Source organism: Chloroflexota bacterium (assembly GCA_023475225.1).
GTDB lineage: Bacteria > Chloroflexota > UBA6077 > FW602-bin22 > JAMCVK01 > JAMCVK01.
The window spans coordinates 20707-47353 of sequence record JAMCVK010000034.1 but is presented as its reverse complement, the minus strand read 5'-3'; the positions used below and the strand labels follow the sequence as shown (position 1 = coordinate 47353).

Here is a 26647-nt window from a genome sequence, read left to right as displayed (position 1 = left end):
CTTAGGGGGATGCCAGGCTTCGACAGGGAAGGAAGGCTAGGAGTTGCAAGCCGAGGTGCCACTAGCTCTCTCGTTAAACAAGTGGCAAGCCAGTAACTGGCAACATTTCTTACGCTCTAGCCGCTTAAGTAAGCAGCTACGTCCAATCTAGCCTCGCTCTGATGGGCGGGATTGGACGCCGTAATGTCAGAGTGCAGCGATCCGGACGTCGATAGGGGTCACTTAAGAATTATCGACTGGTGGGCATCAGCTCGGTCGGCAGTGCTGGTGCACATGAGAATCAAAACGCCGAATAAGCTTGTAGTAGATTCCTAGTTGAATTCTCTGGACGGGGGTTCGATTCCCCCCATCTCCACCATCAAGATAAGATAAAAGGTGGACAGGGAGTCGCAAACATGCCCTTGTTTGGGAAATCAAAAGAACAGAAAGCAGCGGAGGCAGGATCAGCGCTGTTGATCAAGGTCCCAGCATCGGCGGTGGTTTTAGTCAATCTTTTATCAGAAAGTCTTGGTATCAGTGACTCCAGGACAAAGTGGAAAGTCCACACTGAGGTGTTGGGTTTGCTATGCCACCTCGTCAGCCGTTGGGCATTTGAGATAGGCGGACCAGGTTTCAGGGCTCAGCTGCAGGATCGTGTCACTCTCTATACAATAGATACCACAGTGGACGCGTTATGGGATGCGTCCCAGGCTGACCAACAGTTCGACGTTGAAGGATGGAAACAACGGATGAAGGAAGAACTGCTGCACAATCTTAATGCGGCGGAGTTGGAGTACGCAGAGTGCAAGCAGCTTATAGGCTCGAAAGGACAATCTTGGCCGTATAGAGATGACAACGCCATTGGGAGATTTGTAGGAAACATCACCCGACTATCTGGCGACGATGACGATCTGGTCAGGAGGCTAACCGTGGCGTTGATGATCACACGATTCGTGCTAGACAGGTCCTGGATTCGCCCTGACATTGAAGACGTTTGGCGCAACGCACGATAGAGCGATCCTTGACAGAAGGCGTATCGTCAAAGCACAGATCTCGTGCTTCTTCGTGGAATTGTCAGATCATCGGGGGCCTTCTTTTCCGATTGCTAGCCTACATGCATCTCAGCTTAGGAGGCTGCCATGTTCCGACGAACAGTAGACCCTGATGAACGAGAGAAGGTCCTTGCGTTGCTGAATCGTTGGTATCGCGCCATAGCAAGGATTGACAAAGTGACGGATGCAATGAGGCTCACCATAGCTGTACAACCCTTGGGTATGCAATCGGAGGAATTTGAAAAGGCCCGATTGGCAGCTCTAGCAGTGTTCGACGAGGTGCAGCGCGAGACTAGTGACTCTCGATTCTGGCCTATCCTAAGGGACAACCACGGGGCCATGGTTATGCTGGAATTCCAAAAGAAACTAGAGGAAGCTCTTCGACATCAACTTAATCAATTGCGTCTTCTGGGTGCAGCGGCACAAGCATTCCGAAGTAGAAGAGATCGCGAAGCGCCCTCCGCTGATGAAATGATGTCATCCAGTAAGGCATTTGCCCGTGTGCTAGACGATATGGGAGCCATTGGCTGGAGACTGGTTAGGCACTACCGAATCTCTGCTCAGGAGTACCAGGCTGAACTCCAAAAGTAGAGCGGGTACCAATAGCGAGAGCTGTCAGCGCCATGACAGCTATTTCAATCGCATTCTGGATGGTGGTCAGTACAGCCGCACAAGCAACCCCATGGCGGCTTCATAGAACGGCTAGGTTCTGGTTGATTTACCAAGCACTTTAGGGACTCCTGGTGGGAAGAGAGGCTAGGAGTTGCTGTAGCTTAGGCACCAGGTCAGGCCGCAGAAGGTTCGAGTAGTGTCCAGGAAACCCCACCAGCTTGCAAGCATTTGTGAAACCATACGAGCACCGTGCAATGACTCCTAAGGAGATCGCGACATTCATAGCGAGCCTACCGTCTCTGTCTCGGTTTTGGACAGCTAGCTATATTGCCAAAGATGCGAAACGGGGCTTCCAGCAGCCCTGACTCAACAACTTAACGAGAGCAGACTCTGAAGAGGATACCAAAGCGAAACTGGGGAAACTCGACAGGTACTTAGACACTATATCCCTCCTGCCTGGGTTTAGCAAGCTGGGCCCCGGCGTTCGTTCCAAGAATTTGGAGCAGTTCTACAGCACGGTGGTTGAGATCAAGACCCTTGCCTGGATCGCGGGGTTAGAATTGCTAAAAGAGATCCGACCTCAATTACCAGTTGGCACAGAAGAGTCGGATTTCAGCATAGACTTGGAAGGCCAAGAAATCTATGGCGAGGTGTGGCTGCCTCGGGTGCTGCCTAATGAATGGTTGGTGAAGAGCCCAGACGTGAGCATAGCACTCGCGGATCAGAGGAGAGAGGAACCCAAACGCCTCCGTGCGCTTAGGGGCAAGGGTAATAGCCAGTTACCTCCCGAGGTCACAGGCATTTGGGTAGCTCATGTCTATCACGTTCCTTTGCTACAGTCTTGGATCAAATTCTTTGCCCAGGATATGGCAAGCCGCTCCAATGTCCTGGGTGTCGCGCTCTGGGTTCGGCCAGGGTCCAATAGGCTGTCTCCTCTGTGTGTCCGCTGTCGAGGCTTAGCAGGCGAAGGCCATGAGATTTACTGGTTGGACAACGGGAGTTGCAAGCATGTGTATCTTCAGCGAAATTTGCTGTGCTCGTTCCTAGACTAGTTGGCGAGGCTAAACGATAGGCAGAAAGTTCTTAATATCGTCCACGCATCTCCACCAATAATAAACCTCTGCCCAGCGCAGAGGTTTATTACTACTTACCTGATGGATTTATCTTCACCGAGCCACTGGCCTCATGAGGGCATATGCCCTTTATGTTGAGTTCCAGGGCCGTTAATCCATTTCTCTCGTTACCCTGTAGGCTGTAGACAATATCGATTATGCCTGGCAGGCGGTCGGCCAACTCACCCATCCCGAAGCTGACCCCATTCCAGTAACGATAGCCATCGTGGAGCTTCAACTTTAGATGTCCGGGATATTCCGGTCTTAGTACCCGACTTTCTACGACTCTTACCCCCCTGGTCAAGAAACAGGGTGCTGGATTGCCGTAGCCAAAGGGAGACATCTTGCTTATTTCTTTATATAGGTTCCAGGTCAATTCCGGCAGGGCCACCTCGCAATCAATCGTTATTCTTGGCTGCAAATCTACTTCCTTAAGTTTATCTTCGGCTATTTGGTAGAGTCGTTCCTTAAACGCCTCAAAGTTCACGTTGGAGATCGTAAATCCGGCGGCTTGGGCGTGTCCCCCGTAGCGGGACAAGAGGTCTTGGCAAGCATCGAGAGCCTCGGTGATGTTGAATTCAGCGATACTACGGGCTGATCCTTTGCTATGCTCGTTCCCTATCTCTACGACTAGTGCTGGGCGATAGAATTCTTCCATCAATTTTCCAGCGACTAAACCGACAATGCCAGCTGGATATTCGGTGCCAGAGATGATCAGAAGGTTCGTGGGTTGTCCTTGGGTGATGATCTCTTCCCTGGCCCGATTTAGGGACTCCTCCATCAGGCGCTGTCTCTCCTGGTTCGCCCTCTCAAGATATATAGCCAACTGCTCGGCCTGACTCTTAGAGCGAGTCACCAGTAGCTGGTAGCTGATAGTGGCATCGTGCAACCGACCAGCTGAGTTCAAACGTGGTCCAAGTATATAACTGATCGTCGAAGAGGTGACCCTCCCTGGCGAAATTCCGGCCTGATTCAACATCGCTGCAACGCCCGGCCGTTTGGCTTCATTTATCTTCGCTAACCCTTGTCGCACAAGGGTGTGATTCTCCCCTAACAAAGGAGCGAGATCGGTTACGGTACCTAGGGCCACCAGGTCCAGTAGATCTTGCTCTACTTCAGCCGAAGACCGACCATCGCCAGAGGGTGCCTGTTGAAACAGCGCCTGAGCTAGTTTGAAGGCCACGCCGACGGCCGCCAGCTGCTTAAAAGGATAAGGGCAGGTCGATCGCCTTGGATTCACGATGGCCGCTGCCTTAGGAAGTGAACCAAGGACTTCATGATGGTCGGTAATGATTATGTCAAGACCCAGAGTCGCGGCGTACTCGATCTCCCCAGCATTGCCGATCCCGCAATCAGTAGTAATGATTAGTTGTACCCCTTGTTCAGCCAGCCCCTGTATAGCCGCACAGTTTAAGCCATAACCCTCCGTCATCCTGTTGGGAATGTATGGTATGATCCTCATTCCGACGGCCGTGAGTACCTCAGTGAGTAAGGCAGCAGCAGTTACGCCATCAGCATCGAAGTCACCATAGATGGCCACAACCTCATTTCGTTGTCTAGCTATAAGGATACGGTCTATGGCTTCGCTCATCCCAGCTATCAAAGAAGGGTCATCCGGATGACTATGTCTACCGTTGAGGAATAGGGCTGCTTCGGATGGATCGCGTAGCCCACGATTATATAGAAGCTGGACGATGATAGGGGAGAGCTGGGACAAGGCGCACCTGTACGCAGAAGGTGCCGAGGGAGCCAAATCCCATCTCTTGGCAGAGTGTTTCAACCTCCGACTCCAGGCAAAGTATTTTTCGCTGCGGAAATCTAGGCGCATTGTAGCATACTCCAGGGAGTAAAGGAAACTTGACTATTCTTGAGAGAAGCTTTGCGGTACAATAAGAGTCGGACAAAGATGACTTTTCCTGTCTATGGCTACCGGAGATAGATAGATGGTTATGGAACAGAATCCTTGGCTAAAGGCTCTAATCATTCTCCTTGTTATCTCTGCAGCAATATTCCTGGCTAGCCAATTCTGGGCCCTTGTTATGTGGATCGCAGACATCATTATGCTTTTCTTCCTCGCCTGGTTGCTGTCTTTTGTCTTAAAGCCTCTGGTGAGCTTTCCTTGCCGATACTTGAGGCTATCACGGGCGGTGGCCGTTATTATCGTCTACGTTGGGCTCATCCTGACTTTGGTATCGGTTATGATTCTCATCGTACCGGTTATCGCCCTGCAGTTGACCCAACTTGGCACGAATCTACCAGACTACGCTGAACGCCTGACGAAGTGGATCATTCCCCTCCAGTCCGAATTGCACAGGTATAATATAGACCTTGACCTAGCTAAAATCTGGCCTACGCAAGATCTGATGAACCGTGTCGAGCGACTAGGTACAGCGCTGGTGCAGAATGCCCTCACCCTAATCACTGGATTGGCCTCACTTATCTTGGGGATGATCATCGTTTTAGTCTTGTCCTTTTACATCACACTCGATGGCGACGCGATCGCTGAGCAAGTTCTCGACCTGGTGCCAGAGCGGTATCAGGATGAGGTTCACTTCCTATCCACCAGCATCGATCGCACCTTTGGGGGCTTTATCCGTGGCCAGATGATTCAATCGGTGATTTATGGGCTAGGAACGGCGCTGATTATGTGGCTGGCCGGCCTTGGCTATGTTCTAGTCGCCAGTATCTTTGCCGCCATCGTGATGATCATTCCTTTTTTGGGGCCGATCCTGGCGATCATCCCCCCGCTCCTCATCGCTCTATTTCAACTTTCCTTAGCTAAAGTTCTTTTAGTATTCGTGGGATTATTTGTTCTGCAACAAATCGTCTTCAACATCATTGCCCCCAAGGTGATGAGCGAGAGCGTGGGGATGCATCCTTTGCTAGTTTTTTTGGCCATCCTTCTTGGAGTGCGGGTGGCCGGTTTAGCTGGGGCGATCTTCGGCATTCCAGTAGTGGCTGTAATCTATGCGATGTTTCACCTCTTCTGGGAGCGGTCGCCATCTATTCAGGCCCGACGGGCCAGACGCTCAGAAGCGATCGCCGATAGGGCTAAATCTGCTCCAGGGAAGCCTCCACTGAAAGGCGAATTTTGGCTTGATAGCCTCAAAGAGAGAATAAGCAGGGCGGTGGACAAGGGTTCGCAACGGCCAATTAAGTAGCCTTGGTCTTGTTACTGGTCGAAGTGAGTGGATTGCCCTCGAATGGGAAGAATCTCCCAGGAATTGCCAGCGCACTTACCGGCCAGAGGGTGATCGCTTATGGTAGGGCCATAGAGCACGGATACGAGCCAGAATCATCTTCTCTCTTATCTCATGCCAGGCGGAGGACAGCCGCCCTTCATCGGCTGGACTTGGCTGGTGTCGTCCAAAGCGTAGTCGCACATAAGTCTCGGCAATGAATCTGAGCTGCTTGCCCACGGCAGGAGCAAAACTAGCGAGGTATTGTGTATACTCGAGGGGAGTATACGATGGAGGCGATTTGACCCGCAGCCAGTCAGACAATTGGCAGACCCTGGCGTAAGCAGCCTCCACGGTTGAGAGGTGATTAAGGTTACGCCGCCAGAGGTAGAATAAGACAAGGATGGCCACGCCGATAGCAGAGGAAAACACTGTAAGGATGGTGCTAACCTTCAGTAACCTCTTACTCAGGTCGCTGGTATCAGAGAGGCTTTTACCCCCAAAAGTGCCCACTCCACCAAACTCGTCGAGAAGGAACTCTTCCTCAAACATTCCTTCGTCTATGGCCCCCATAGATTCAAGGGGCTCTTCAGACCGAGCGATGGCCGGCCGATAGGGCGTCGGCTCAAATTCTATCCAACCATACTTGGGAAAGAAAACCTCCACGCGGGAGTGAGCAGCCGAATCAGTCACCACATAAACGCCACGCTCGGCGTCGTAATTGCCTGAGATATAGCCAGAGACGACCCTGGCCGGGATGCCTATGGAGCGGAGCATAACGGCCATGGCGGAAGCAAAGTAGTCGCAGTAACCCCTCTCTGAATCGAAAAGAAAGAAGTCTACGCTGTCCCTGCGGGGAGGAGGCAGTGGCACACTCTCGCTATAAGTGAACTTACGCAGGTATTGCTCGATCGCTGCTGCCTTATCATAGGCATTGCCGTAATTTCTGGTCAGATCCTGGCTCAGTCTCTTGACTCGATTAGGCAAGGCAGATGGTAACTGTAAGTAGCGCCTTGACCATTCCGGATAATCATCTCCTGCTTGACGCAGTGAATTCACATCAGCCATGGACACGGAGGAAACGACGGTATACTCCTGGCCCCGACTAAGTACTAGTGCTGAATGGAGAGCAAGAGACTCAACGGGTTTCTCTGCTGATTCCCCTTGCGTCCGGCTCACTTCAGCCAGAACAGGAATGCTGATACGCTTCACCTGACCGGCGGCGAAGATCAGGTCAGCGCGGGGTTCGAGGACCTTCGCCGTCTGGGTGATCTCCCGGCGCAGCTCATAGGTCATTCCTGCAGCTAGGCGCTGATCACCAGAGGTCAGGAAAGAGGACGTAGTATCAGCGGCCAACCAGCCCTGCCCTGTATATACCTCATAGGTCATGCCGCGCCAGAAATGTGGCTCAGGCGAGGAAACGTTCATTATTACCTCGTTGCCTAAACTAACAAAACTCTTCAAAGGCAGTGTTCGCCCAAATCCGCTAATCATCTGTTGCTGTCTGGATTTTAGTCCCCCAAAAAGGCGGTTAAATTCGGCCTGGGCATCAATCCAAGGACGGCTTATCTCTGTCCATCTCTCGGCGATCTGTTGGCTAGTGATAGCCGTGGGTAACAACCAGGCGATGGGGACCAGTATGCAGGATACGACCAGGCTTGTTCTAAACAAATGCCAACACAAGCCGGGATGATATTTGACGCCGCTGGACTTCCAGACCTGCTCTTGGTGAAAAGTATTAAGGCGTACCAACAGTAGGATGGCGCTGAAAAGATAGAGGAAAAAGTATCTAGTCAGATCGGGCGCATAGGAGAGGTTGACCACCAGGCCGCTCCCGCTGGCTACCATCGCCAACCAGGGGCCGTGAGATCGAAAAACAGACCAAGCACTCAGGTAGCCGATGATCCAGACGATGCTGGCCAGCAGGAGGAGGAAGAGCAGGTTGTCAGTACCGATACCGCCAGCCCGAGTAGTCTCCGCCCACGTGCTTAGCCTGTTCCACAGCTCAGCTAGTCCCTTCGAAGTCACTCCTTGAGGTAGAGTTGTAAGAATAGTGTAGACGATAGCCGCTGGACCGAAGACGAAGGCCCAGGCGTGAAGCGACCATGAGGGAAGGCGTGTCTTGGCAAATACCAGACCACAAAATAGGGCTAGTAGTCCAATCCAGGTCAGTTTATCCAGGTGATCGACCCAACTGGCAGCTTGAACCGACCAGATGGCGCTGAGAACGACCAGGCATAGGATAATGAAGGTGAACCAACCCTCCTGGGGGCTCAGGTGGGAGACGACCAAAGCGAATCTATGCCGGAGCGGTATTATGCCCATAGCCCCCTTCCCTTCCATAGAAACGGACGAGGGTACGACTATATCCAGTGAGAGCCTTGTCTAAAGCGTCACCTTTCTTGATCAGGAAGGTGGGAATCTCGGCTGCGGCCAGGGCACCAATGGTAAGAAGAGCGCTTTCCTTGCTCCCAAAAGTGCTTGGTTCCAGCAGGATAGCCACGGCCTTGACGCCCTGTCTGGCTACCTCTCTGAGGGTGTTTGGCCAAGCCTCGTTTAAAGAGGGTGTAATAGTGATCAATGTTGACCGTCGTCCAAACCGCTTAGACTCAGTGGCGATGACCTGAGAGATGGGAATCCAACCGATACCCTTAATGACGGCCAGTTCTTCCAGTATTTTCAACAGTTGACGAGAGCCACGATCAGCAGGAATGATTCGATGCTGATCAGCGTAGGAGACGAAACCAACCGAGCGATGGGATAATAGAAAGTGGTTTGCGATTGAGGCCGCTGCTGTGACCCCTACCTCTTCTGTGCTCTCCATACCACTTCCCACCTGTACCCTAGCTTGCATGTCTAGGATTATCCAGATATCGGAGTAAGGGTCGAAGTCAAATTCCTTCGTCATCAGACGGCCCATTCGGGCCGTTGAAGGCCAGTGAATGCGATTGAAGCTATCCTCTGGTCTATATTCACGAATGCTTGAGGCGTTGGGGGTCACTTCGTAGCTGTGCTCACGTACGGTTATTCCTCCCATCAACTCCCCACCGGGGATGCTGAAGTGAGGCAAATCGACTATGCCCGGATAGACAATGAACATCCGTTGTTCGTTGATGAGACGGACTTTCTTGAAGAGTCCGAAGGGGTCGCCGCCAACAATGCTCAAGGGGCCGAGCGTGTATTTTCCACGCTGCGTACAAGTGGTTCGCACCGTCCATGCCTTCCTTGTCTTGGGCGGTAAGTTGAATACCCGACTCACCTGATGTTGAGGCAGGGTGGAGTGGTCTTTTATCTCTACCCAGAGTTTGGGAAGGATGGCCATATTTTCAAGGCTAAAGCGCTCTTCCATCTCCTGACCCACCTGGGCCCGCGTTGTTGGCGTCCATCGCTCGATCCCTAGCCATAAGGTATTGAACCAGCTCCAGGCAAAGGTAAGGGCGAGGATAGCTAAGACAGCGTAACCAAGATGATAGAGGAGCTCAAAGTTGCTCCCGATCCCGATGACTAAGACGACGATCGCAGCCGTAAAGGCCTTAAACGCGTTCAGTTTAGCACCTCGCTATTCAGGAACGGATGCGGGCCCCAGGCACAGGAATCATATCCAGAATCTCATGGATGATGGACTTTGAATCTACACTCTTTATCCTGGCTGAGGGGCTGACGATCAAGCGATGCGCCAGGGTCGGCTCAGCTAACATCTTGATATCATCCGGAATAACGTAGTCACGCCCGCGTATGGTGGCCAGCGCCTGCCCAGTGCGGAACAGGGCTAACGAACCGCGGGGACTGGCTCCAAGGTATACCTCTGGATGGTGCCTGGTCGCCGAAACGATGGAAACGATATATTCGCGAACCAGGGGATCAACATAGATGGTGCGACGAATGACTTCTTGAATACTCAGCAGATCAGAGATCTCGATAACCTGCCCTATCTTTTCCAAGGGATGGATAACCTTCTGTCGATCTAAAATGGCGATCTCATCTTGTTTAGAAGGATATCCCAAGGTGATACGCATCAAGAAGCGATCGAGCTGCGCCTCCGGTAGAGGAAATGTGCCTTCATACTCGATCGGGTTCTGCGTTGCCAGGACGAGAAAAGGTAAGGGCATAGCCCGGGTGACTCCATCTGCCGTTATTTGATGTTCCTCCATGCATTCGAGAAGGGCGGATTGTGTCTTAGGTGTGGCCCGATTGATTTCGTCAGCCAACACAATTTGGGCTATCACTGGGCCGGGTCGGAATTCAAAATCAGAGGTCTTTTGGTTGAAGACCGATACGCCGGTGACATCGCTGGGGAGCAGGTCTGGCGTAAATTGGATCCGTCGGAAGGTACAACCGATGGACTTAGCGATAGCCTTGGCCAAGACAGTCTTACCCACGCCTGGAACATCTTCGATCAATACATGTCCCTGGCAGATCAAAGCAATGAGCGTCAGTTCTATCTCCTGGTGCTTCCCTACGATCACCTTTTCGACATTACTAATCACTTTCTCAGCGACGTTTTGTACCTCTTGCATCGGCGGTAACTCCTCAAAAAAGATCGTATTCACTATCATATGCCCTGCAGGAAAGCTAACGTCCGTGGCATTTCTTGTATTTCTTGCCACTGCCGCATGGACAGGGATCGTTGCGTCCAATCTTATGCCCGGCCCTGACCGGCTCACGTTGACTACTTATTTCCTCTCGATTGCTTCGCATCGATGGCCGTGGGGCTTCTTTTTGCAAGGTAACGTGATAAATGGTATGAACTATATCCCGTTGGATATTGGCCAGCAGATCCTGGAACATCCGGTGAGCTTCAGCCTTATATTCAACGAGAGGGTCTCGTTGTCCATAAGCACGCAGACCTATGCCCTCTCGCAAGTCTTCGATAGCTGTGAGATGCTGTACCCAGAGGTGATCAATGACGTGCAACACGACGAGACGTTCCAGTTGACGCGCCGTCTCACTGCCAATTTGTTGTTCTTTCTTATCATAGGCTTGAATAGCCATTTCTTGTAAAATCTGCTCTACCCTATCCGGGCTGAGCGATTCTAGGTGGGTAGGGTCAAAGGAAGCTGGCAAGGGGAAGATACTTCCCACAGCAGTTACAAGGGCTTGGACATCCTGTTCATCAGGATGGGTATTTCTAACATAAGTGTCCGCCAGTTGCTCAATCTCGGCGGCGATCATCCGTTGTACGAGCGGCTTGGAGTCAGACTGACTGAGGATCTTGCGCCGGTCACCGTAGATGACCTCACGCTGTTTGTTCATTACGTCGTCGTATTCAACCACGTGTTTTCGAATATCAAAGTTGTACCCCTCCACCTTGGTCTGCGCGTTTTCGATTGCTTTCGAGACCAAATGATGTTCGATTGGCACGTCATCCTGCAAGCCAAAACGATCCATGAGTCCAGCAATGTTACTTCCTCCAAAGCGTCGCATCAGCTCGTCCTCCAACGACACATAGAACCGTGAGGAACCAGGGTCGCCTTGTCGTCCAGAACGGCCACGAAGCTGATTATCGATACGCCGTGCTTCGTGCCGCTCAGTTCCAATGATATGTAGCCCGCTAAGCTGAAGCACTTTTTCTCGATCAAGGGCGCAGATTCGCTCTGCCTCCTCCTGCGCCGCGGCCATCTCTTCAGGAGAGGCGGTATGAATATCGCGTCCCTGTCGTCGCAGGATATCAGCCGCGATGCCAGCCGGATTACCGCCCAAAAGGATATCTACGCCTCGCCCGGCCATGTTGGTGGCGATGGTCACTGTTTTAGAGTGGCCAGCTTGGGCGATGATGGCAGCTTCTTTCTCATGATGCTTGGCATTTAACACTTGATGAGGGATGCCTTTGTGGCTGAGTAATTGACTCAGGTACTCTGATTTCTCTATGGAAACAGTACCGACGAGAACAGGGCGGCTGAGATTGTAAAGTTCTTCGATCTCATTTACGACAGCATGGAATTTCGCCTCCTCACTTTTATATACTTGATCCGGATTATCCACCCGAATCATGGGCTTATTTGTAGGAACAACAATCACCTCCAGTCCATATATCTTATGAAATTCCTCCTGCTCGGTGGCTGCGGTGCCGGTCATACCGGCCAGCTTCTCGTACACTCGGAAATAATTCTGGAAAGTGATCGTAGCGAACGTTTGACTTTCACGTTGGATACGCACGTTCTCCTTCGCTTCGATAGCCTGATGCAGCCCCTCGCTGAAGCGGCGACCAAACATCAATCGTCCGGTGAACTCATCTACAATTACTACCTCTGCGTCACGGTCATGGTGATCAATGACACGTCCATCTTTCACTAGCACATAGTCGCGATCACGCTTAAAGATGAACTGAGCTTTAAGGGCTTGTTCCAGATAGTGTGTGAGCTCATAATTTTGAGGGTCGTAAAGGTTCTTGAGGCCGAGCCATCGTTCTACCTTGGCGATTCCCTCCTCTGTAAGCATTACAACCTTGATCTTCTCATCGATGGTGAGGTCTATCTCCCGTTGTAAGCGAGGCACGAGGCGGGCAAAAAGGTAATACTTATCGGTTGATTCCTCAGCCTGACCGGAAATGATTAAGGGTGTGCGGGCCTCATCGATAAGTATATTGTCAACCTCATCGACTATTGCATAATTCAGCTGGCGCTGAACACATTGGCTGAGATCGAGGACCATATTGTCACGCAGGTAATCGAAGCCGAACTCATTATTGGTACCATAGGTGATATCAGCCAGGTAAGCCTCACGCCTCTCAACCGGCCGCAGGTGATGGAGACGGGGATCGCTGGCTATATAAGTGGGGTCATAAAGGAAAGCACTTTCGTGCTGAATCACACCGACACTTAACCCGAGCAGATGGTAGATGGGCCCCATCCATTGCGTATCCCGTTTGGCTAAGTAGTCGTTAACAGTCACCAAATGAGCCCCCTCGCCAGGCAGGGCATTCAAATAGAGGGGCAAGGTGGCTACGAGTGTCTTGCCTTCGCCAGTTTTCATTTCAGCGATTTTGCCTTGATGAAGAACAATCCCACCGATAAGCTGTACATCGAAGTGCCGCATTCTGGTAGTGCGACGGGAAGCCTCGCGCACCGCAGCGAAGGCTTCAGGCAGCAGGCTATCTAATGATTCCCCGGCCAAGTAGCGTCCCCGCAGGGTGGTCGTCTTATCCCGTAACTCCTCATCGGAGAGACGCTTGAACTCGCTTTCTAAAGCATTAATCTGCTGGACGACAGGTTCGAGCTTATGGAGTTCCCTTTCGCTGGCATCTCCAGCCAATTTAGTCAGCCATTTGAACATAGTCCCAACCTTCTACAGATGAAATAGCTCTCCCACCGAGCCTCCGCCGTGAATGCGCTGGATAGTCTCGGCAAACAAGGGGGCTACAGATAAAACGCGAATCTTGTCTAAGCACTTATGTGGCTGAAGAGGAATAGTATCCGTCGTAACTAGCTCCTTAATAGTACTGGAACGGAGGTTCTCGATAGCTGGGCCAGAGAGCACCGCGTGCGTGCAGCAGGCGTATATCTCCAAGGCCCCGGCTTCTAGGAGGACCTTTTCGGCGTCCATCAATGAGCCGGCCGTATCTACTTCATCATCGATAATAACCGCTCGTTTATGGGCCACATCACCAATAATATTCAGTATCTCACTCCTTGACTGGTTTCCTAGGCGCCGTTTCTCAATGACGGCTAAGGGAGCGTTGAGCCTCTCGGCGAAATTACGTCCTCTTTTGGCACTGCCGAGATCAGGTGAGACAATGATGACATCTTCTAGTGGCTTTTCCATAAAATATCGAACGAAGGTGAAAAAGGCTGTAAGCTCATCTACGGGAATACTAAAGAAGCCTTGAATCTGTCCAGCGTGTAGGTCCATTGTCAGCAATCGATTAGCTCCAGCCACCGTGATCAGGTCAGCGATTAGGCGCGCTGTGATCGGCACACGCGGTTGGTCTTTTTTATCCGTTCGACTATAACCGTAATACGGAACGACGGCCGTAATGCGAGCCGCAGAGGCTCGCTTTAAGGCATCGATCATAATTAATAATTCCATTATGCTCTGGTTCACTGGTGAGCAGGTTGGTTGGATGACAAAGACGTCTTGTTCTCGCACGACATCGTTGATCTTCACGAAGATATTCTCATTGGAGAACTCGAAGACATCGGCATTACCCAACGGTACCCCAATATGTTGACAAATTGCCTTGGCCAAATCAGGGTTAGCATTACCGCTAAAGATACTTAGCTTTCCAAACACGCTTTGCCTCCCATCTCAGTATATGGCGCATCAGGGACATCTGACCTCAACCCGCTTAATCCGCACCCCATCCATTTCGGCTATCCTCATCGTGAAGCCGTTAAAGTCGATGTGTTCACCTATCTTAGGAATGTGACCGAGCTCACTCAGGAGGAATCCAGCCAGGGTCTCGTAATCGCCGCTAGGTATGGTGATATTCAGTAATTCATTGACCTCCTCAATAGTCATTTGCGCTTCTATAGATAATGTCTGTTCATCGATGACTTGGACCGCTGGCGGTGTTATAGTCAATTCATCGTGTAGCTCGCCAACTATCTCCTCAACTAGATTCTCTATGGTCACCAATCCAGCAGTTCCTCCATACTCATCGATGACGATAGCCATTTGAGACTGCTGATTCTGCATCTCATAAAAGAGATCGCCTACCTGTTTCGTCTCTGGGACAAACATGACCGGGCGAGACAACGCTGTAACCGGGGTTTCCACTGGGTTACACTTCGTTGCCAAATTAAGAAGAACATCCTTAATCGCTAGCACACCCACAATCGTATCGAGGTTTTCCTCAAATATAGGGAATCGACTATGTCTCGACTCGGCGAACAGCTGGAGGAACTCAGCCAGGTTGCTCGTTGCAGGTATCCCCTTGATCTCCGTCCGCGGGACCATCACCTCGCGGACAAGCCGATCGCCGAATTTGAACACTTTGTGCAGCATCTCAGCCTCATCCTCCTCCCACACGCCTTCAGCCTCCCCTATGGTAATAGCTGTGCGAAACTCCTCCTGGCTAATCGTTGGCCTTGGTTCAGCACTTTCCCCAGCCAGTTTGGTAAATCCTATACCAATGCGGTTCAGAACGTAGACGAATGGATAAAGGATGGTCGAGATAAATTCTATGGGTACGGCATAGAGCAAAGCTATTTTCTCCCCATAGCGGGCGGCTAAGCTTTTGGGAATGAGCTCGGCAAAAACCAAGGTTAGTATTGTGACGACAATAGTGGCTATAGCTGCGCCTAAGTTCTCACCCCACAGAGATATAGCGATTACGGTGCCTAGGGTAGCGACGGCTGTCTCAAAGAAATTAATACACAGAAGGACAGTAGACAGGAACTTCTCCGGCTGCTCCACAATCCTAGCCACTATTCCAGCTTTAGGGTGATTGGTGTGTATGAGGTGCTTGAGACGAAGCTTCTGCACGCCAATGAAAGCCGTCTCAGCGCTACAGAAGAAGGCCGATGCCCCAAGGGAAATTAGAAACAGAATTAAATATAATCTGTTAACGCTTTCCATACGCTGCCCAAACGATTATCTAACCGGGTCATTCAATTTATCATGCCATTGACCCCTTATAGTGTCGAAGGATTTGAAATGAGGGCGTTTATCAATGGTCCATCCTAATGTAGCGGCGACCATTTGGTTCAAACCATAACGGTGCCTCTTCCACTTTATTATGACAACCTCCTGGGGCACCCTGGCAGCCCTAGTCATATTATATCATAGTCGGTGGGATCGGGATTGGAAAGATTTTCAAGGATGTGTTATACTCGGCAAGCAGCTGGTAGGTCATCTCGCAAAAATGGCCATGGGGGAAGCACAATATGACTTTGGCTAAATCCGGGTAGTGGAGGACGGGTTTGACCGGCTTAGCACCCCTTGTTCCTGTAATTTCGCTCCTAATCGGGTCCATCATGGTGCTCTCGTTGCAAAAGGTCGCCCGTCCCCAGGACCTGAGATGCCTGTCCTTCCTAGCCAGCGTATTTGCTCTCCTTGCCCTGGTGAGGCTATATCCTGTTGTGTACGAGACACCAATAGAGGCGACGCTCGCCACCTGGGCCCAGCTGACACCGTTTCCGGTGGATCTGTCCTATCATCTTGATGTCCTTTCCCTCATCTTCGCCGCCTTGATCCTGATGGTTGGCTCATCTTTGCTATTAGCCAGCCTGGAACGCTCCATCCTGCCCTTTAACGAAGCAGGGCACTTTTATGCACTAGTGCTAGTCCTATTGGCCGCTTTTCTTAACCTGGTTATGAGCAATAACCTGCTTATTATTTATCTCAGTTGGGAGACTACGACGATCATTACATACCTATTGCTGCGCACCATCGGAGCCGGGCAAGGGACAGCCAGAGCCTTAGTGGTGATGCACATCACTGGTTACGGGCTTTTGGCCGCAATCCTTTGGCTGGCTTGGGCTAACGGGGGGACATTTCTGTACTCGGCGATCTCTCCCCAATCTGCTACAGCTCCCCTCCTGTTGTTGATTACGGTTGCCGCTATAGCCAAGGCAGCCCAGTATCCATTTCACAACTGGCTCAATTTCCCATGGTCAACACTTAAGGTGGGCGGGCTTTATGACGTCTGTCTGGCCAGCGCTGGGATTTATGCTATAGCTCGTCTCTACACCTTTAGTGGAGGCTCCCTCCCGCTGGAGGTCAAAACAGCTCTTATCGTTATTGGTAGTCTCAGCATAGCCCTGGGCTCCCTGGCCATCTACTCATCGAGGAAAAGAGATCATCCCTTTTTCTATTCGACGATGACCGAGGTCGGATACATTGTGGTGGCCTTGGGGATCGGCACTCCAGCGGCGCTCAGTAGCGGGTTTCTGATCCTTTTTGGCTACTCTCTCTCCAAGGCAGCACTCTACCTTTTGATCAATGGCTATTCCGCTGAGGACAACGGTGGGGTTACTAGCCTTAGGGTGGTCAGGCGGCCAATGACCCGTTTTTTGCTGGGAGGGGGCATAGTCTCTCTCCTGGGCTTGCCACCATTCGCCAGCTTTGCTGGGAAATGGCTTCTGTATACCACCGCCGTGCAAGCTGGATATTGGCCTTTACTGCCCATCTGGATCGGTGCAGGGGCACTTGTGCTGGCCGGCTATCTGCAGTTTGTCGATGAGACATTTTGGCCTCTCGATAGCAAGCCCGCAGAGAGAATATTGGGCGATAGAAAAGTGGTGTCGGCCGTAAGCACCGCACTTCTGCTGGCATCCCTAATTTTAGGGCTTGCCCCTCGGGCGACCACTCATTACCTGCTGGGCCCTACAGTAGCTACATTGTTTGAGGGAACCTACAGGATAGCGATGCCCCCTTTTAGTGCTATGTCTCTAGCCCCATGGATAGGTGCAACATCCCTTATGCTGATGATCGCCTCGTATTGGTGGGCCTTTCGTTCTTATCCTTTGCCAAAGGCTAAAGCAACAGTGCTGCGCGATATAGAACCAGCAGCACCTGACTCAACCCTGGCGACGAAGGCCGCATTGCCCCATCCTATCGTCCTCCTTGGTGAGTTCGTTCAGGTGGATCGATTTTACCAGATGTTGCAGGCTCCACTTATTCTTCTGGGGTTTTCCGTTGGACGCCTAACGGCTGTTCTTGAGGAGCGTTATTATTTGATGGTTATGTTCTTCGCCTCTACAGCCGTTGTTCTCATAATGATGAGCTAAATATCACGCTGGGGTTAGCGATGGTGCTGATCGTCGTATTATTGATCTTTGCTGCTACCTGCCTGATGGTGGCTAGAGGATGGCTTATTCTAAGCCTGTCCCTGGCCTTAATCTATCTCGGAATAGCCTTGTTGTTTTGGCAGACAGCTGGGCCACACTTAGCGTTGGTGAAGCTCATCGCAGGAGCGACTGTGACCGGCGTTCTAGCACTGACCGGGTTTATTGTCCAAAACCTTAACCAACGATTGGAAGAACAAGTATCAGGAAAGGCCGGGAAGGCTAGCAGCCATGATTTTGTAATCGAGCGAAGGGAGGTGATAGCGAATTATCCGTTTGTGCTGATGACCGCTGCCTTGGCTGGTACGATCGCCTACGGATTGGCTATGGCCGTTCCCCTCGGCACTCCTGGATCCAGTCTTGTTCCCCTGAATTTTTCCTGGTATTGGTTACTGGTGAGCGGATTGTTGACCATCCTGCTGAGCAGAGAATCACTGAAGACTGGCTTTGCGGCTATGGTTATTATCGGAGGGGCTGACCTGCTCTACAGCGTTTTAGCGATACGTCTGGAGCAAGGTTACCTATTGCTCAGTACTATTTTGCTGGTTTATCTCAGCCTAGCCTTCGCCTACTTGTCTGTTCGGGAGGCGCTTGCTGTTTTCCGGATAGCGATGGTATCAGATCTAGAAGGCGAAGAGGTCGCTACAGATGGTGTTTGAAAATTTTGAATGAATTGCCGCATAGTCTCCTCATAATTGCTCTGCCTTTAGCCACAGGAGGAACATTGCAGCCGTTCGGCCGCTTAAAAAGGCTCCAAGGGCCATTCAGTGTGGCTGTTACTGTAGTGGCAGCTTACCTGACCCTCGGGATCAGCCTAACTGGCGTGTCTAACATTCTCGGCTATGAGCTCGGGTTAGATGCCCTTTCCAGGCTACTGTTGCTCACAGCCTTACTTGTGTCCGGCTTATTCTTTTATACGGCCTGGCATCTAAAAGAGGAGAGATTCTCTTTGCCGGCCGCCCTGGTTATGTTAGGGTTTTTGGCCGCTGCTTTACTGGTTCAGCGAAACATACTGCTGGACTGGCTTTTCGTCCAGGCAGCGGCTACTACAGGTGCACTTTTGGCCGCCTATCACGCCGAACGCCCCGAACAGGTTCAAGCGGCTCTCAGGTACCTGGTAGCTATCACTCTGGCCTGCGCGTGTCTATTCCTTGTATTTGTCTTGGCTGACGTTTACCAAACGAATCGGGAGGAGAGCGTCGCTAGGTTAATCACCGCCTTCTTGACCTTAGCTACTGGTATCCTCATTGCCGCCTTCCCTTTGCACTTTTGGTTACCATCGCTGGCGAAGCAGACATCACCATTGACTGTGGGCTTTTTAACCAGCGTCAACAGCATAGTTGTTATCGGGCTATTCCTTAGGACCCAACAGCACTTTCCTTGGTTGTTATCTGATACGCACAATCTAACCGTTCTTAGCGCGGGAGGGACGATAGCTGCCCTTGTTGGGGCCTTGTTGGCGCTCTCTCAGACAGATCTGAGACGACTTCTCGCCTATGCGAGCATCAGCAACCTTGGTAGTATTTTAGTCGGACTAGCGACATTTTCTAAGCTTGGGTTGATTGGTGCCATCTTCACCACCATCAACCACCCTCTCAGTTTGGCTCTACTTTTTATATGTGCCGCTGTCTTGGGGCGGATAGCGAAGAAAGACGGGGCGGCGTTGACCGATGTCCCTGGGCGGATGGTGTTGATGTATATTGGCCTTGGTGTTGGTGCCTTGAGCCTGGTTGGTGTGCCACCATTTAGCGGATTTGTGGGGAAATGGATGATCTACGAGGCAGCGTTGGCCTATAGCGGTTATTTTACCGTTGGTTTATTGTTGGCCAGCGTCGTCCTTTTTCTCGCCTTCGTCCGTTACTTCTATCAGATATCTTCAAGGGTGAGCAGCATAACCGTGATAGGATATCGCTGGTTGTTCCTCCCGATCCTCATTCTGGGATTGACCAACCTAATATTAGGACTATACCCGGCGCCGCTGATCTCCTGGCTGACCCAGGCCATAGCCGGCTTACAGCCAATAGTTGGAGGCCCATAGGTTGGTTGCTGTTCACCTTTCGAGGAGGCGAGGACGAAAACATCAGCTGATACCCCCTCCTTTATCGCGCAGTCCGAGACCGGACGATGAGCTCATCTCCGCGTTTAAGATTGAGCGCAGCCGCAGCATTGCCATCGGCCAGGGCGATCTCTACCCGATCGGAGCTACCGACTAGAGCAAGAAGCCCCCGGCCAGCGGCATAGTAGGGAGAGAGCCCAGCGATGCGCTGTCCCTTCACCTCGATCTCTATTTGTTCATCCAGTGCGCCGATATCTTGCGACCGCACGTCGGTTATGGCGTTACCAAAACGGTCGATGTGGATGACGTGTCCTATCAGGGAGCCATCTGGACATCGTACCGGTCTGAAGCGGGGAAGGAGTACGACCTCTGAGGCAGGCTCGCCAAAGGCTGCAGCTGGCACACCAAGCGAAAGATGGGCGGCGACAGGAGCGAAGATGTCTCGACCGTGGAACGTCTGGCTGACTGAAGGTAGCCAATAGGAACGATTACTGATAACGGTGATCGTAGGTGGAGGGTAGACCGCTGCTTCGCCGGGTGTGAGTAAAGTCTGCTCCTGTGTCAAAGATGCTTCATCAAAAACGTAACTTAGAACACCATTGTCCGGAGCAACGAAGATGGCCCCAACCATTTGAACGATTATGCCCCGTCTGGCGCTGCCGACGCCTGGGTCTACGACTACGACGTGGATCGTTCCTGGAGGAAAATAGGCGTAGGCACTGCTGATGATATAAGCCGCCGCGCTGATATCCTGGGGAGCGACACTATGACAAAGATCAACGATAACAGCATCGGGATTAAGGCTGAGGATAACCCCTTTCATTATTCCGACATAGGCATCGTCCAGCCCAAAATCGGTAGTGAGTGTAAACAATGCGCGCATCGGTTGACCTTTCTGGGTAGCGCTACACCTCAAGGCACGTTTGAATTCGGCGTTATTTCTTTTGACATCAATTGAGTATCATTTTACCTTATCCCTAAATAGTTCGTCCACCACGCATCGCCATTTGATTTGCAGCAAGCAACTATTTTTGTTACACTTTGCCTGAGGCCGGGGTGCAGGCAAGGGCACCCACTATGCCAGAAGTCGACCGTAAAAGCGATAATTTTTTAAAGGAGGCCATCGAATGCCTAGTATTGGTGTACCAGAGCTACTGATCATCTTCTTTATCATCCTTGTTATCTTCGGCGCTGGTCGGTTGCCGGAGATAGGGGCGGCTCTAGGTAAGGGAATCCGAGAATTCCGTGGGTCTGTGCGGGATGAGGGAACATCGAAGGAGGAAAAGAACGATACAGCCGGGAAGGCGAGCTCCTAACTGAGTCCAACGTGTAAGGCTCTGCTGGTTGCATCAGCAGTGCTATCCAACTGGAATAAGCTGTTAGCCGCTAAGTGCTTTACTAGCTGGATGGTTCTCATCCGAGGATAGGTCTTCTATGCTGGAACCGAAGCTGTTCCACTACATACGTTACTGTGGGCCCTTCACACAAGCGGCCGCTCACCCCATAGTACGTGAGATTCCATTGACTATCTCTGTTAATGGGACAGAGCTAGTTACGCTCCTCTGTAGCCCTCCTAAATTGAATTGCCTTGTAGTTGGATTCCTCTCTTTGGAAGGATTGCTCGATGATGTCCAAGACATCGAAATGATGCATATTTGCGTCGAGGACGGTCTAGCAGAAGTGAGATTACGCGGTTGGGATGCAAGTCGTATACCGCGCAGATGGATCCGCACCTCCGGTTGTGGTGAAGGGACGACCTTCTCCTTGCCTGGCTTAACCTTACCGGTAGTTGATTCGTCCCTCCGAGTCGAGGCCGAACAAGTCTATAAGCTGATGAAGGATGTAGGGAGGATGTCTCTAAATTACCAGCAGAGTGGGGGATTACATGCCTCAGCGTTAAGCGATGGTGAGACGATACTCATCTTAGCAGAGGATGTTGGTCGCCATAACACCCTGGATAAGATTTACGGAGAATGCCTTTTGACCCAGACCCAAACTAACGGTAGGGTAATCTTAACTACTGGCCGTGTCTCTTCAGAGATGGTCTTAAAAGGGATAAGGATGGGCGTGGCCGTAATGGCCTCACGCACCTCCCCTACCGACCTGGCTGTAGATATCGCAGGGCGATCGCAGATTACGCTGATTGGATATGTCCGGGGTCGGACCATGAATGTTTACACCCACCCCTGGCGAATAAGGGGGATAGAGGAGGGGGCAAAGGTGGGCTCTGGGTTTAAGAGGGATAGCATAAATGCTCAGTGTTGATGAAGCCGTCCATCATATTCTTGAGCAGATTCCGGTCATGCCTCCTGAAAGCAAGCCAATCTTGGAGGCGCTCGAACAAGTATTAGCGGAGGATGCCCAGTCCGATATCGATATTCCTCCTCTAGACAATTCGGGCATGGACGGTTACGCGCTGCGAGCGGCCGACACCGTGGGAGCCACGCCACAGACACCCAAGGTGCTCCGCGTCATTGGTCATTTGCCAGCTGGTGAGCTGCCCAGGCTGAGGGTTGAACCAGGGACAGCGGTTAAGATAATGACTGGGGCACCGATACCCCCAGGGGCCGATGCGGTTATACCAGTAGAATTTACCAGGGGGATCAAACCCCTGTCTATTCCCTCATGCCTGTCCACTGACCAAAAGTCAGGCTTCACTCTTCAGATGGTCGAAAGCGATACGCTAGTCAATATCGAGCAAGAAGTTGAGATCGGGGCGAACATTCGTCCGGCAGCGGAGGATATTCGACGAGGTGAGATAGTTCTGCAGAGAGGCTGTCTCCTTGGACCAGCGGAGATAGGTGTGCTGGCCTCGCTGGGACGGGCAGAGGTAACTGTTATCAGGCGTCCTAAGGTAGCCATTCTGGCTACGGGTGACGAGCTGACTGAGGTGGGAAAGGCACTTCCTCTCGGTAAAATCTATAATAGCAATAGCTATGCTATTGCTGCTCAAGTGCAACGTGCTGGGGGGATTCCTATCCTGTTGGGCACAGCGAGGGATTGCGCTGAGGACATCAGGCGAAAGATCGACCTGGCGACGACCGCTGATCTCCTCATCACTACCGCCGGCGTCTCCGTCGGTGACCGCGACTTGGTTAGGGAGGTGCTCTCGACCCAAGGAGATCTTTCCTTTTGGCGCGTACGCATGAAGCCGGGAAAGCCCTTGGCCTTTGGACACATCAAGGGAGTCCCTCATCTCGGTCTTCCGGGTAATCCGGTGTCAGCTATGGTTGCTTTCGAACAATTTGCTCGTCCGGCTATCCTAAAGATGCGAGGGCTTATCAGATTGCGTAAGCCCGAGGTCGAGGCTATCTTGGATGGGTCTGCGGAGAACCCTGATGGTCGGCGGGTGTTTCTCCGGGCTAAGGTGACCAATCGCGATGGCCAATATTATGCCACTCTTACTGGCCCCCAGGGCTCTGGCGTTTTGACCTCGATGCTGCGGGCTAATGGCTTGGTCATAATTCCAGAAGATATTTCCAGAGTTCGCTGTGGAGACCGGGTACACGTCCAAATGTTGGATTGGCCAGAGGAGTAAGAGGCCCCCTGGAGATTAGGCTAAGTAGCGTCTGAATCTTCGCCAGATGAATAGTCCAGCCAGAGCAGCTAGGGCGAGTGTCCAGGTCAGCTTGGTTATCAGCAATCCCATACTAAAGGAGCTCGGCTCGAAGACCAGCCTGACCTCGTGCTCACCCTCATCAACCGCGATCGCCCGGAAGAGATAGTCGGCTCTGAGGACGGGCCTGGCCTCGCCATCAACATAGGCCCGCCAGCCATCGTAATATACCTCGCTGAGCACGAGGTAACCACGCGCTGTCGCCTCCACTCGAACCGTAATTTCGTTCTGGGAATAGCGTGTGATGTGAGCAAAGGATGGCTTTGTGGGTGCAAGTGAGATAGGCATGCCTGATTCAAGCAGCACGGCTCTTGATGGATCAAACCCAGGGGGCTGAATCTGGCGCAAAACAGCGGCGTGATCAGGTTGAATCAGCGCTTTGTGGACGACGAAGGCCCGAGGCATCACTTTCTTATTTACATAGACGTTTAGATTGGGATCGCCAGCGAAGACAAGGGCGAATTTATCCCAATCAAGCGGCACATTTTTGTGGCCGATGATGTATTTAACATTGAACAGATCATAGAGAGGTGTTGAGCGGCTGCCGAGCGCATTCCAATAGCTACGGAAATCGGCCAGTTCTAGAGGATGTATTCCTCCCATCACGTCGAATATGCCGTTGAGGGTTGTGGTGTTTGGCTGCCAGTCGCCCCATATGCCGGTGTCGCTATCGACCCGGTAGAAGGAATGATCGCTTTTCAGAAACTGGATGATTTCGGGATGCTGGAACCCTCTCGTCGGGTCTGTGGTCGATATTTCCAGGTTGAACCCATTGGAGATCAAGTCGAGCGCCACAATGGCCAGGGCTGCTGTCCCCAGAATAGCCGTTCTAGCGCGCCGGTATCGCCGCATGAGCAACAGTGTAAGGCTAGCAGCCAGCAAGATGGTGAATAATACCCATCCCTCGACCATTCCGGTCACCCTGGGTAGGGCTATGTTGTCTCTGTAAAGCCCAAGTATGACCAGCAGAATCGAAGCTAGGAACATCGCTGCGCCGAGGACGATCAACAAAAGGCGCGAGAAGGTAGCCAGGATGGTGCGCTCACGACGGCGCATTGGCCGAAGAAGCGTGTCAATGCCAAGTCCTGCCAGCGCTGCTATGGCAAAATCAAAGAGTAGCACGAATCGAGCCGGCGCCCGGATGATATTGAAGCCGGGCAATAACTGGTAGATCCATCCATGAAGCGCAGTAGCTCCACCCATAGCGAGTAGCAAGGTTAGAGCCGCTAGCCCGCCAAGAAAGTAGATGATGCGCTCTCGCCGCAGACTTAGGGCCAGTGCGGCCGCAAGCAGGGGGAGAATGCCGATGTAGCCTGTTTCAGTCCGCAGCCATTGCCCCCAGTAGGCGCTCGGCCCTCTGCCGAAGAAGCCTGGCACGATAAGGCTGATAAGCTGTGACGGCGGCAGCGAGTAGGCCGTGGAAGCTGCGTAGGACACTTCCGAACGGACTGCTTGACGGCTCAGTTCGTAGGAAGGGAGCAGCAAAACTGCGCTCGCCCCCAAAGACGTCACGGCGAACACGGTGAAGATGACGGCTATCGTCATAGCCTCCTTAACCGGTTTCCTGGCGCTTATGCTCGTATAAAAATGGAACAGAGCATAAAGGCTGATGGCGAAGATAATGTACAGGAAGGATTGGATATGTCCTGCCAGGAAGGCTATGCCGGTGATGAGTCCGCCGACGATGGCAAGGTCAAAACGTTGATCGGCGAAGGCGCGATATATCAATAAAAAGACCAGTGGCAACCAGGCAGCGACAGCGATTAAGTTCAGATTTCCGATATGCACGATGAAGACGTCAGAGAACATAAAAGCTACCGCAGCGGTCAACGAAGCCAGCCTGCCAACCTGACTGGGGCCGCTGAAAAGATGGCGCATCATAATGTAGGTGAACAGGCCGCTGAGGAAGAAATGAAGGTAGACGAGCATCTCCACTAAAGAGTATGTGAGTTCAGGAGCTAACAGCATGACCGCCAAGTTAACCGGGTAAAAGATACCGGCTTGAATGTCGCCAACGAAGGGTGAACCGCAGGCCAGGTAAGGGTTCCACAGTGGGAACACCCCTTGCTTGAAGCTCTCCGACGCGAGGCGGTAGTTAGGATAGATCATTGAGGCGAGATCACCGCCGCCTGCTGGAATCCATACCCCTTGTTTGAAAATCGGTCGCCAGAAGAACCCCACGACCAGCAGGACCAGAAAACAGACCGCCAGTAGGTCACGGTGGTACGGCTCTGCAATGCGCCGCTGGTGGTAGAGCTGGTGGAAAGCAGCGACAAGTATCAGCACTATTGTGACTAAGACAAAGGTAGACATGAATCTAAATCACAAACCCCTGATGTTTATTCCAGGAGCGAGTCGTGTCAGTGGTCACCGTGCTTCTCACGGCCATGCTGCCTGGGCTATTTTACCGCCTTCGTAGTAGATGTCAATGAGCGGGTCACTCCCTCATTCCCATCCTTCGGAACTTGCCCAAAATGCCCATTTGTGGTATTATATGTACGGACATCTGGACATATATGAGCAGCTAACTATGGAACGACTCTCTCGCATCAACAAGAGCATACCTACTCCGCTCTATTATCAGTTGGAGCAAATATTACGGGAGGAGATCACCCGTGGGAGATTTCCTATCGGCCGACCTATTCCCCCAGAGATGGAGTTGGCTAAGCAATACGGCCTTAGTCGCTATACAACGAGACAGGCTATAGACCGCCTGGTGAGGGAGGGGTTACTGGAACGTCATCGGGGCCGAGGTACCTATGTCACTAAGCCCCGCCTTATCGAGCAAAGTCTGGCCGGCTTCTACAGCTTCGCTCACGAGATGCAGGAGAAAGGCTTATCCCCTCGGTCAGAGGTATTGGAAGCCAGTATTGTTCCTCCCTCCGAAGAGGTACGAGAAAAGCTGCAGCTCGAACCGGGAGAGGCGATTACCCGAGTCAAAAGGCTCCGTTTTGCTGAAGAAGAACCACTCATTCTTGAAATAACCCACCTACCCACTGCCCTTGTTCCTGGAATCCTGGAGGAGGACTTGCGCATCGCCTCCCTATACGACCTGTTAGAAACGAAATATGGGCTCTCGGTGACCTCGGCCAGGGAACTCATCAAACCAGTAGTGGTGAGAACCCATGAAGCCCGCCTGCTGCGTATGTCCAGAGGTTCGGCTGCGTTCTTCGTCGAGCGCTTGGCTTGGTCGGAAAGGCTTCCCGTGGAATGGCGTCAAAGCCTCATTCGTGGCGATAGGTATCTTTATTCCATCGAGCTGCCCAGAAACAGTGCTGGGCAGATAATCTCAGCCAACTTTTGATAAATCTCTAG

Annotated in this window: 18 protein-coding genes, 1 other RNA gene and 1 pseudogene; 11 read left to right on the top strand and 9 right to left on the bottom strand. The window is 51.9% G+C overall.

From position 1 onward, the window contains the following. Positions 1-5 precede the first annotated feature (5 nt). The 3 genes from ssrA to M1136_08020 all read left to right on the top strand — a co-directional run bounded on the left by ssrA (position 6) and on the right by M1136_08020 (position 1622). Positions 6-358: a transfer-messenger RNA gene (gene ssrA / locus M1136_08030) on the top strand. 37 nt (positions 359-395) lie between these two features. After that, entirely contained in the window at positions 396-992 is a 597-nt protein-coding gene (locus M1136_08025) for a hypothetical protein (protein ID MCL5075581.1), read from the top strand. 126 nt (positions 993-1118) lie between these two features. Continuing rightward, entirely contained in the window at positions 1119-1622 is a 504-nt protein-coding gene (locus tag M1136_08020) for a hypothetical protein (protein ID MCL5075580.1), read from the top strand. Between the two features lie 1164 nt (positions 1623-2786). On the opposite strand, the gene recJ is transcribed toward M1136_08020, so the two are convergent. Further along, complete coding sequence (recJ, locus tag M1136_08015) at positions 2787-4583, bottom strand: single-stranded-DNA-specific exonuclease RecJ (GenBank protein MCL5075579.1); 1797 nt, start codon at positions 4581-4583, stop codon at positions 2787-2789. 115 nt (positions 4584-4698) lie between these two features. Between recJ and M1136_08010 the strand changes: the two genes are divergently transcribed. Continuing rightward, entirely contained in the window at positions 4699-5916 is a 1218-nt protein-coding gene (locus M1136_08010; protein MCL5075578.1) for an AI-2E family transporter, read from the top strand. A gap of 75 nt (positions 5917-5991) precedes the next feature. On the opposite strand, the gene M1136_08005 is transcribed toward M1136_08010, so the two are convergent. The 6 genes from M1136_08005 to M1136_07980 all read right to left on the bottom strand — a co-directional run bounded on the left by M1136_08005 (position 5992) and on the right by M1136_07980 (position 15450). Then, complete coding sequence (locus tag M1136_08005) at positions 5992-8259, bottom strand: DUF3488 and transglutaminase-like domain-containing protein (protein MCL5075577.1); 2268 nt, start codon at positions 8257-8259, stop codon at positions 5992-5994. After that, a complete protein-coding gene (locus M1136_08000) occupies positions 8234-9283 on the bottom strand; it encodes a DUF58 domain-containing protein (GenBank protein ID MCL5075576.1) in 1050 nt (349 codons plus the stop codon). Before M1136_08000 ends, M1136_08005 begins: the two co-directional genes overlap by 26 nt. A gap of 214 nt (positions 9284-9497) precedes the next feature. Continuing rightward, positions 9498-10451, bottom strand: coding sequence for a MoxR family ATPase (locus M1136_07995; protein MCL5075575.1), 954 nt, complete (start codon positions 10449-10451; stop codon positions 9498-9500). A 55-nt stretch (positions 10452-10506) separates the two neighbouring features. After that, entirely contained in the window at positions 10507-13206 is a 2700-nt protein-coding gene (gene secA / locus M1136_07990; GenBank protein ID MCL5075574.1) for a preprotein translocase subunit SecA, read from the bottom strand. 12 nt (positions 13207-13218) lie between these two features. Then, positions 13219-14163: a ribose-phosphate pyrophosphokinase gene (locus tag M1136_07985; protein ID MCL5075573.1), complete on the bottom strand. Its 945-nt coding sequence runs from the start codon at positions 14161-14163 to the stop codon at positions 13219-13221. A gap of 30 nt (positions 14164-14193) precedes the next feature. Next, positions 14194-15450, bottom strand: a complete 1257-nt coding sequence (locus tag M1136_07980) for a hemolysin family protein (GenBank protein ID MCL5075572.1) — start codon at positions 15448-15450, stop codon at positions 14194-14196. Positions 15451-15794: 344 nt separating this feature from the next. On the opposite strand from M1136_07980, the gene M1136_07975 reads away from it, so the two are divergent. Genes M1136_07975 through M1136_07965 form a run of 3 tightly spaced genes read left to right on the top strand, consistent with a single transcriptional unit; the run spans position 15795 to position 19698 of the window. Next, positions 15795-17603, top strand: coding sequence for a hypothetical protein (locus M1136_07975; GenBank protein ID MCL5075571.1), 1809 nt, complete (start codon positions 15795-15797; stop codon positions 17601-17603). Between the two features lie 20 nt (positions 17604-17623). Continuing rightward, positions 17624-18319, top strand: a complete 696-nt coding sequence (locus tag M1136_07970) for a hypothetical protein (GenBank protein MCL5075570.1) — start codon at positions 17624-17626, stop codon at positions 18317-18319. Positions 18320-18324: 5 nt separating this feature from the next. After that, positions 18325-19698: a hypothetical protein gene (locus M1136_07965; GenBank protein MCL5075569.1), complete on the top strand. Its 1374-nt coding sequence runs from the start codon at positions 18325-18327 to the stop codon at positions 19696-19698. 61 nt (positions 19699-19759) lie between these two features. Here the strand turns inward: M1136_07965 and M1136_07960 are convergent, their stop codons facing one another. Continuing rightward, a complete protein-coding gene (locus M1136_07960; GenBank protein MCL5075568.1) occupies positions 19760-20599 on the bottom strand; it encodes an SAM-dependent chlorinase/fluorinase in 840 nt (279 codons plus the stop codon). 244 nt (positions 20600-20843) lie between these two features. Between M1136_07960 and tatA the strand changes: the two are divergent. The 3 genes and pseudogenes from tatA (at position 20844) to M1136_07945 (ending at position 23254) form a co-directional block, all read left to right on the top strand. Further along, positions 20844-20963 (top strand): annotated as a pseudogene (tatA, locus tag M1136_07955) (twin-arginine translocase TatA/TatE family subunit). Positions 20964-21150: 187 nt separating this feature from the next. Continuing rightward, a complete protein-coding gene (gene fdhD, locus M1136_07950; GenBank protein ID MCL5075567.1) occupies positions 21151-21981 on the top strand; it encodes a formate dehydrogenase accessory sulfurtransferase FdhD in 831 nt (276 codons plus the stop codon). Beyond that, complete coding sequence (locus tag M1136_07945; GenBank protein ID MCL5075566.1) at positions 21968-23254, top strand: molybdopterin molybdotransferase MoeA; 1287 nt, start codon at positions 21968-21970, stop codon at positions 23252-23254. The genes fdhD and M1136_07945 overlap by 14 nt, the downstream gene beginning before the upstream one ends. Before the next feature lie 15 nt (positions 23255-23269). Here the strand turns inward: M1136_07945 and M1136_07940 are convergent, their stop codons facing one another. Continuing rightward, positions 23270-25645, bottom strand: coding sequence for a YfhO family protein (locus M1136_07940; protein ID MCL5075565.1), 2376 nt, complete (start codon positions 25643-25645; stop codon positions 23270-23272). 115 nt (positions 25646-25760) lie between these two features. On the opposite strand from M1136_07940, the gene M1136_07935 reads away from it, so the two are divergent. Further along, the gene (locus M1136_07935) at positions 25761-26636 is read left to right on the top strand and encodes a GntR family transcriptional regulator (protein MCL5075564.1); all 876 of its coding nucleotides are present in this window, start codon (positions 25761-25763) and stop codon (positions 26634-26636) included. Positions 26637-26647 lie beyond the last annotated feature (11 nt).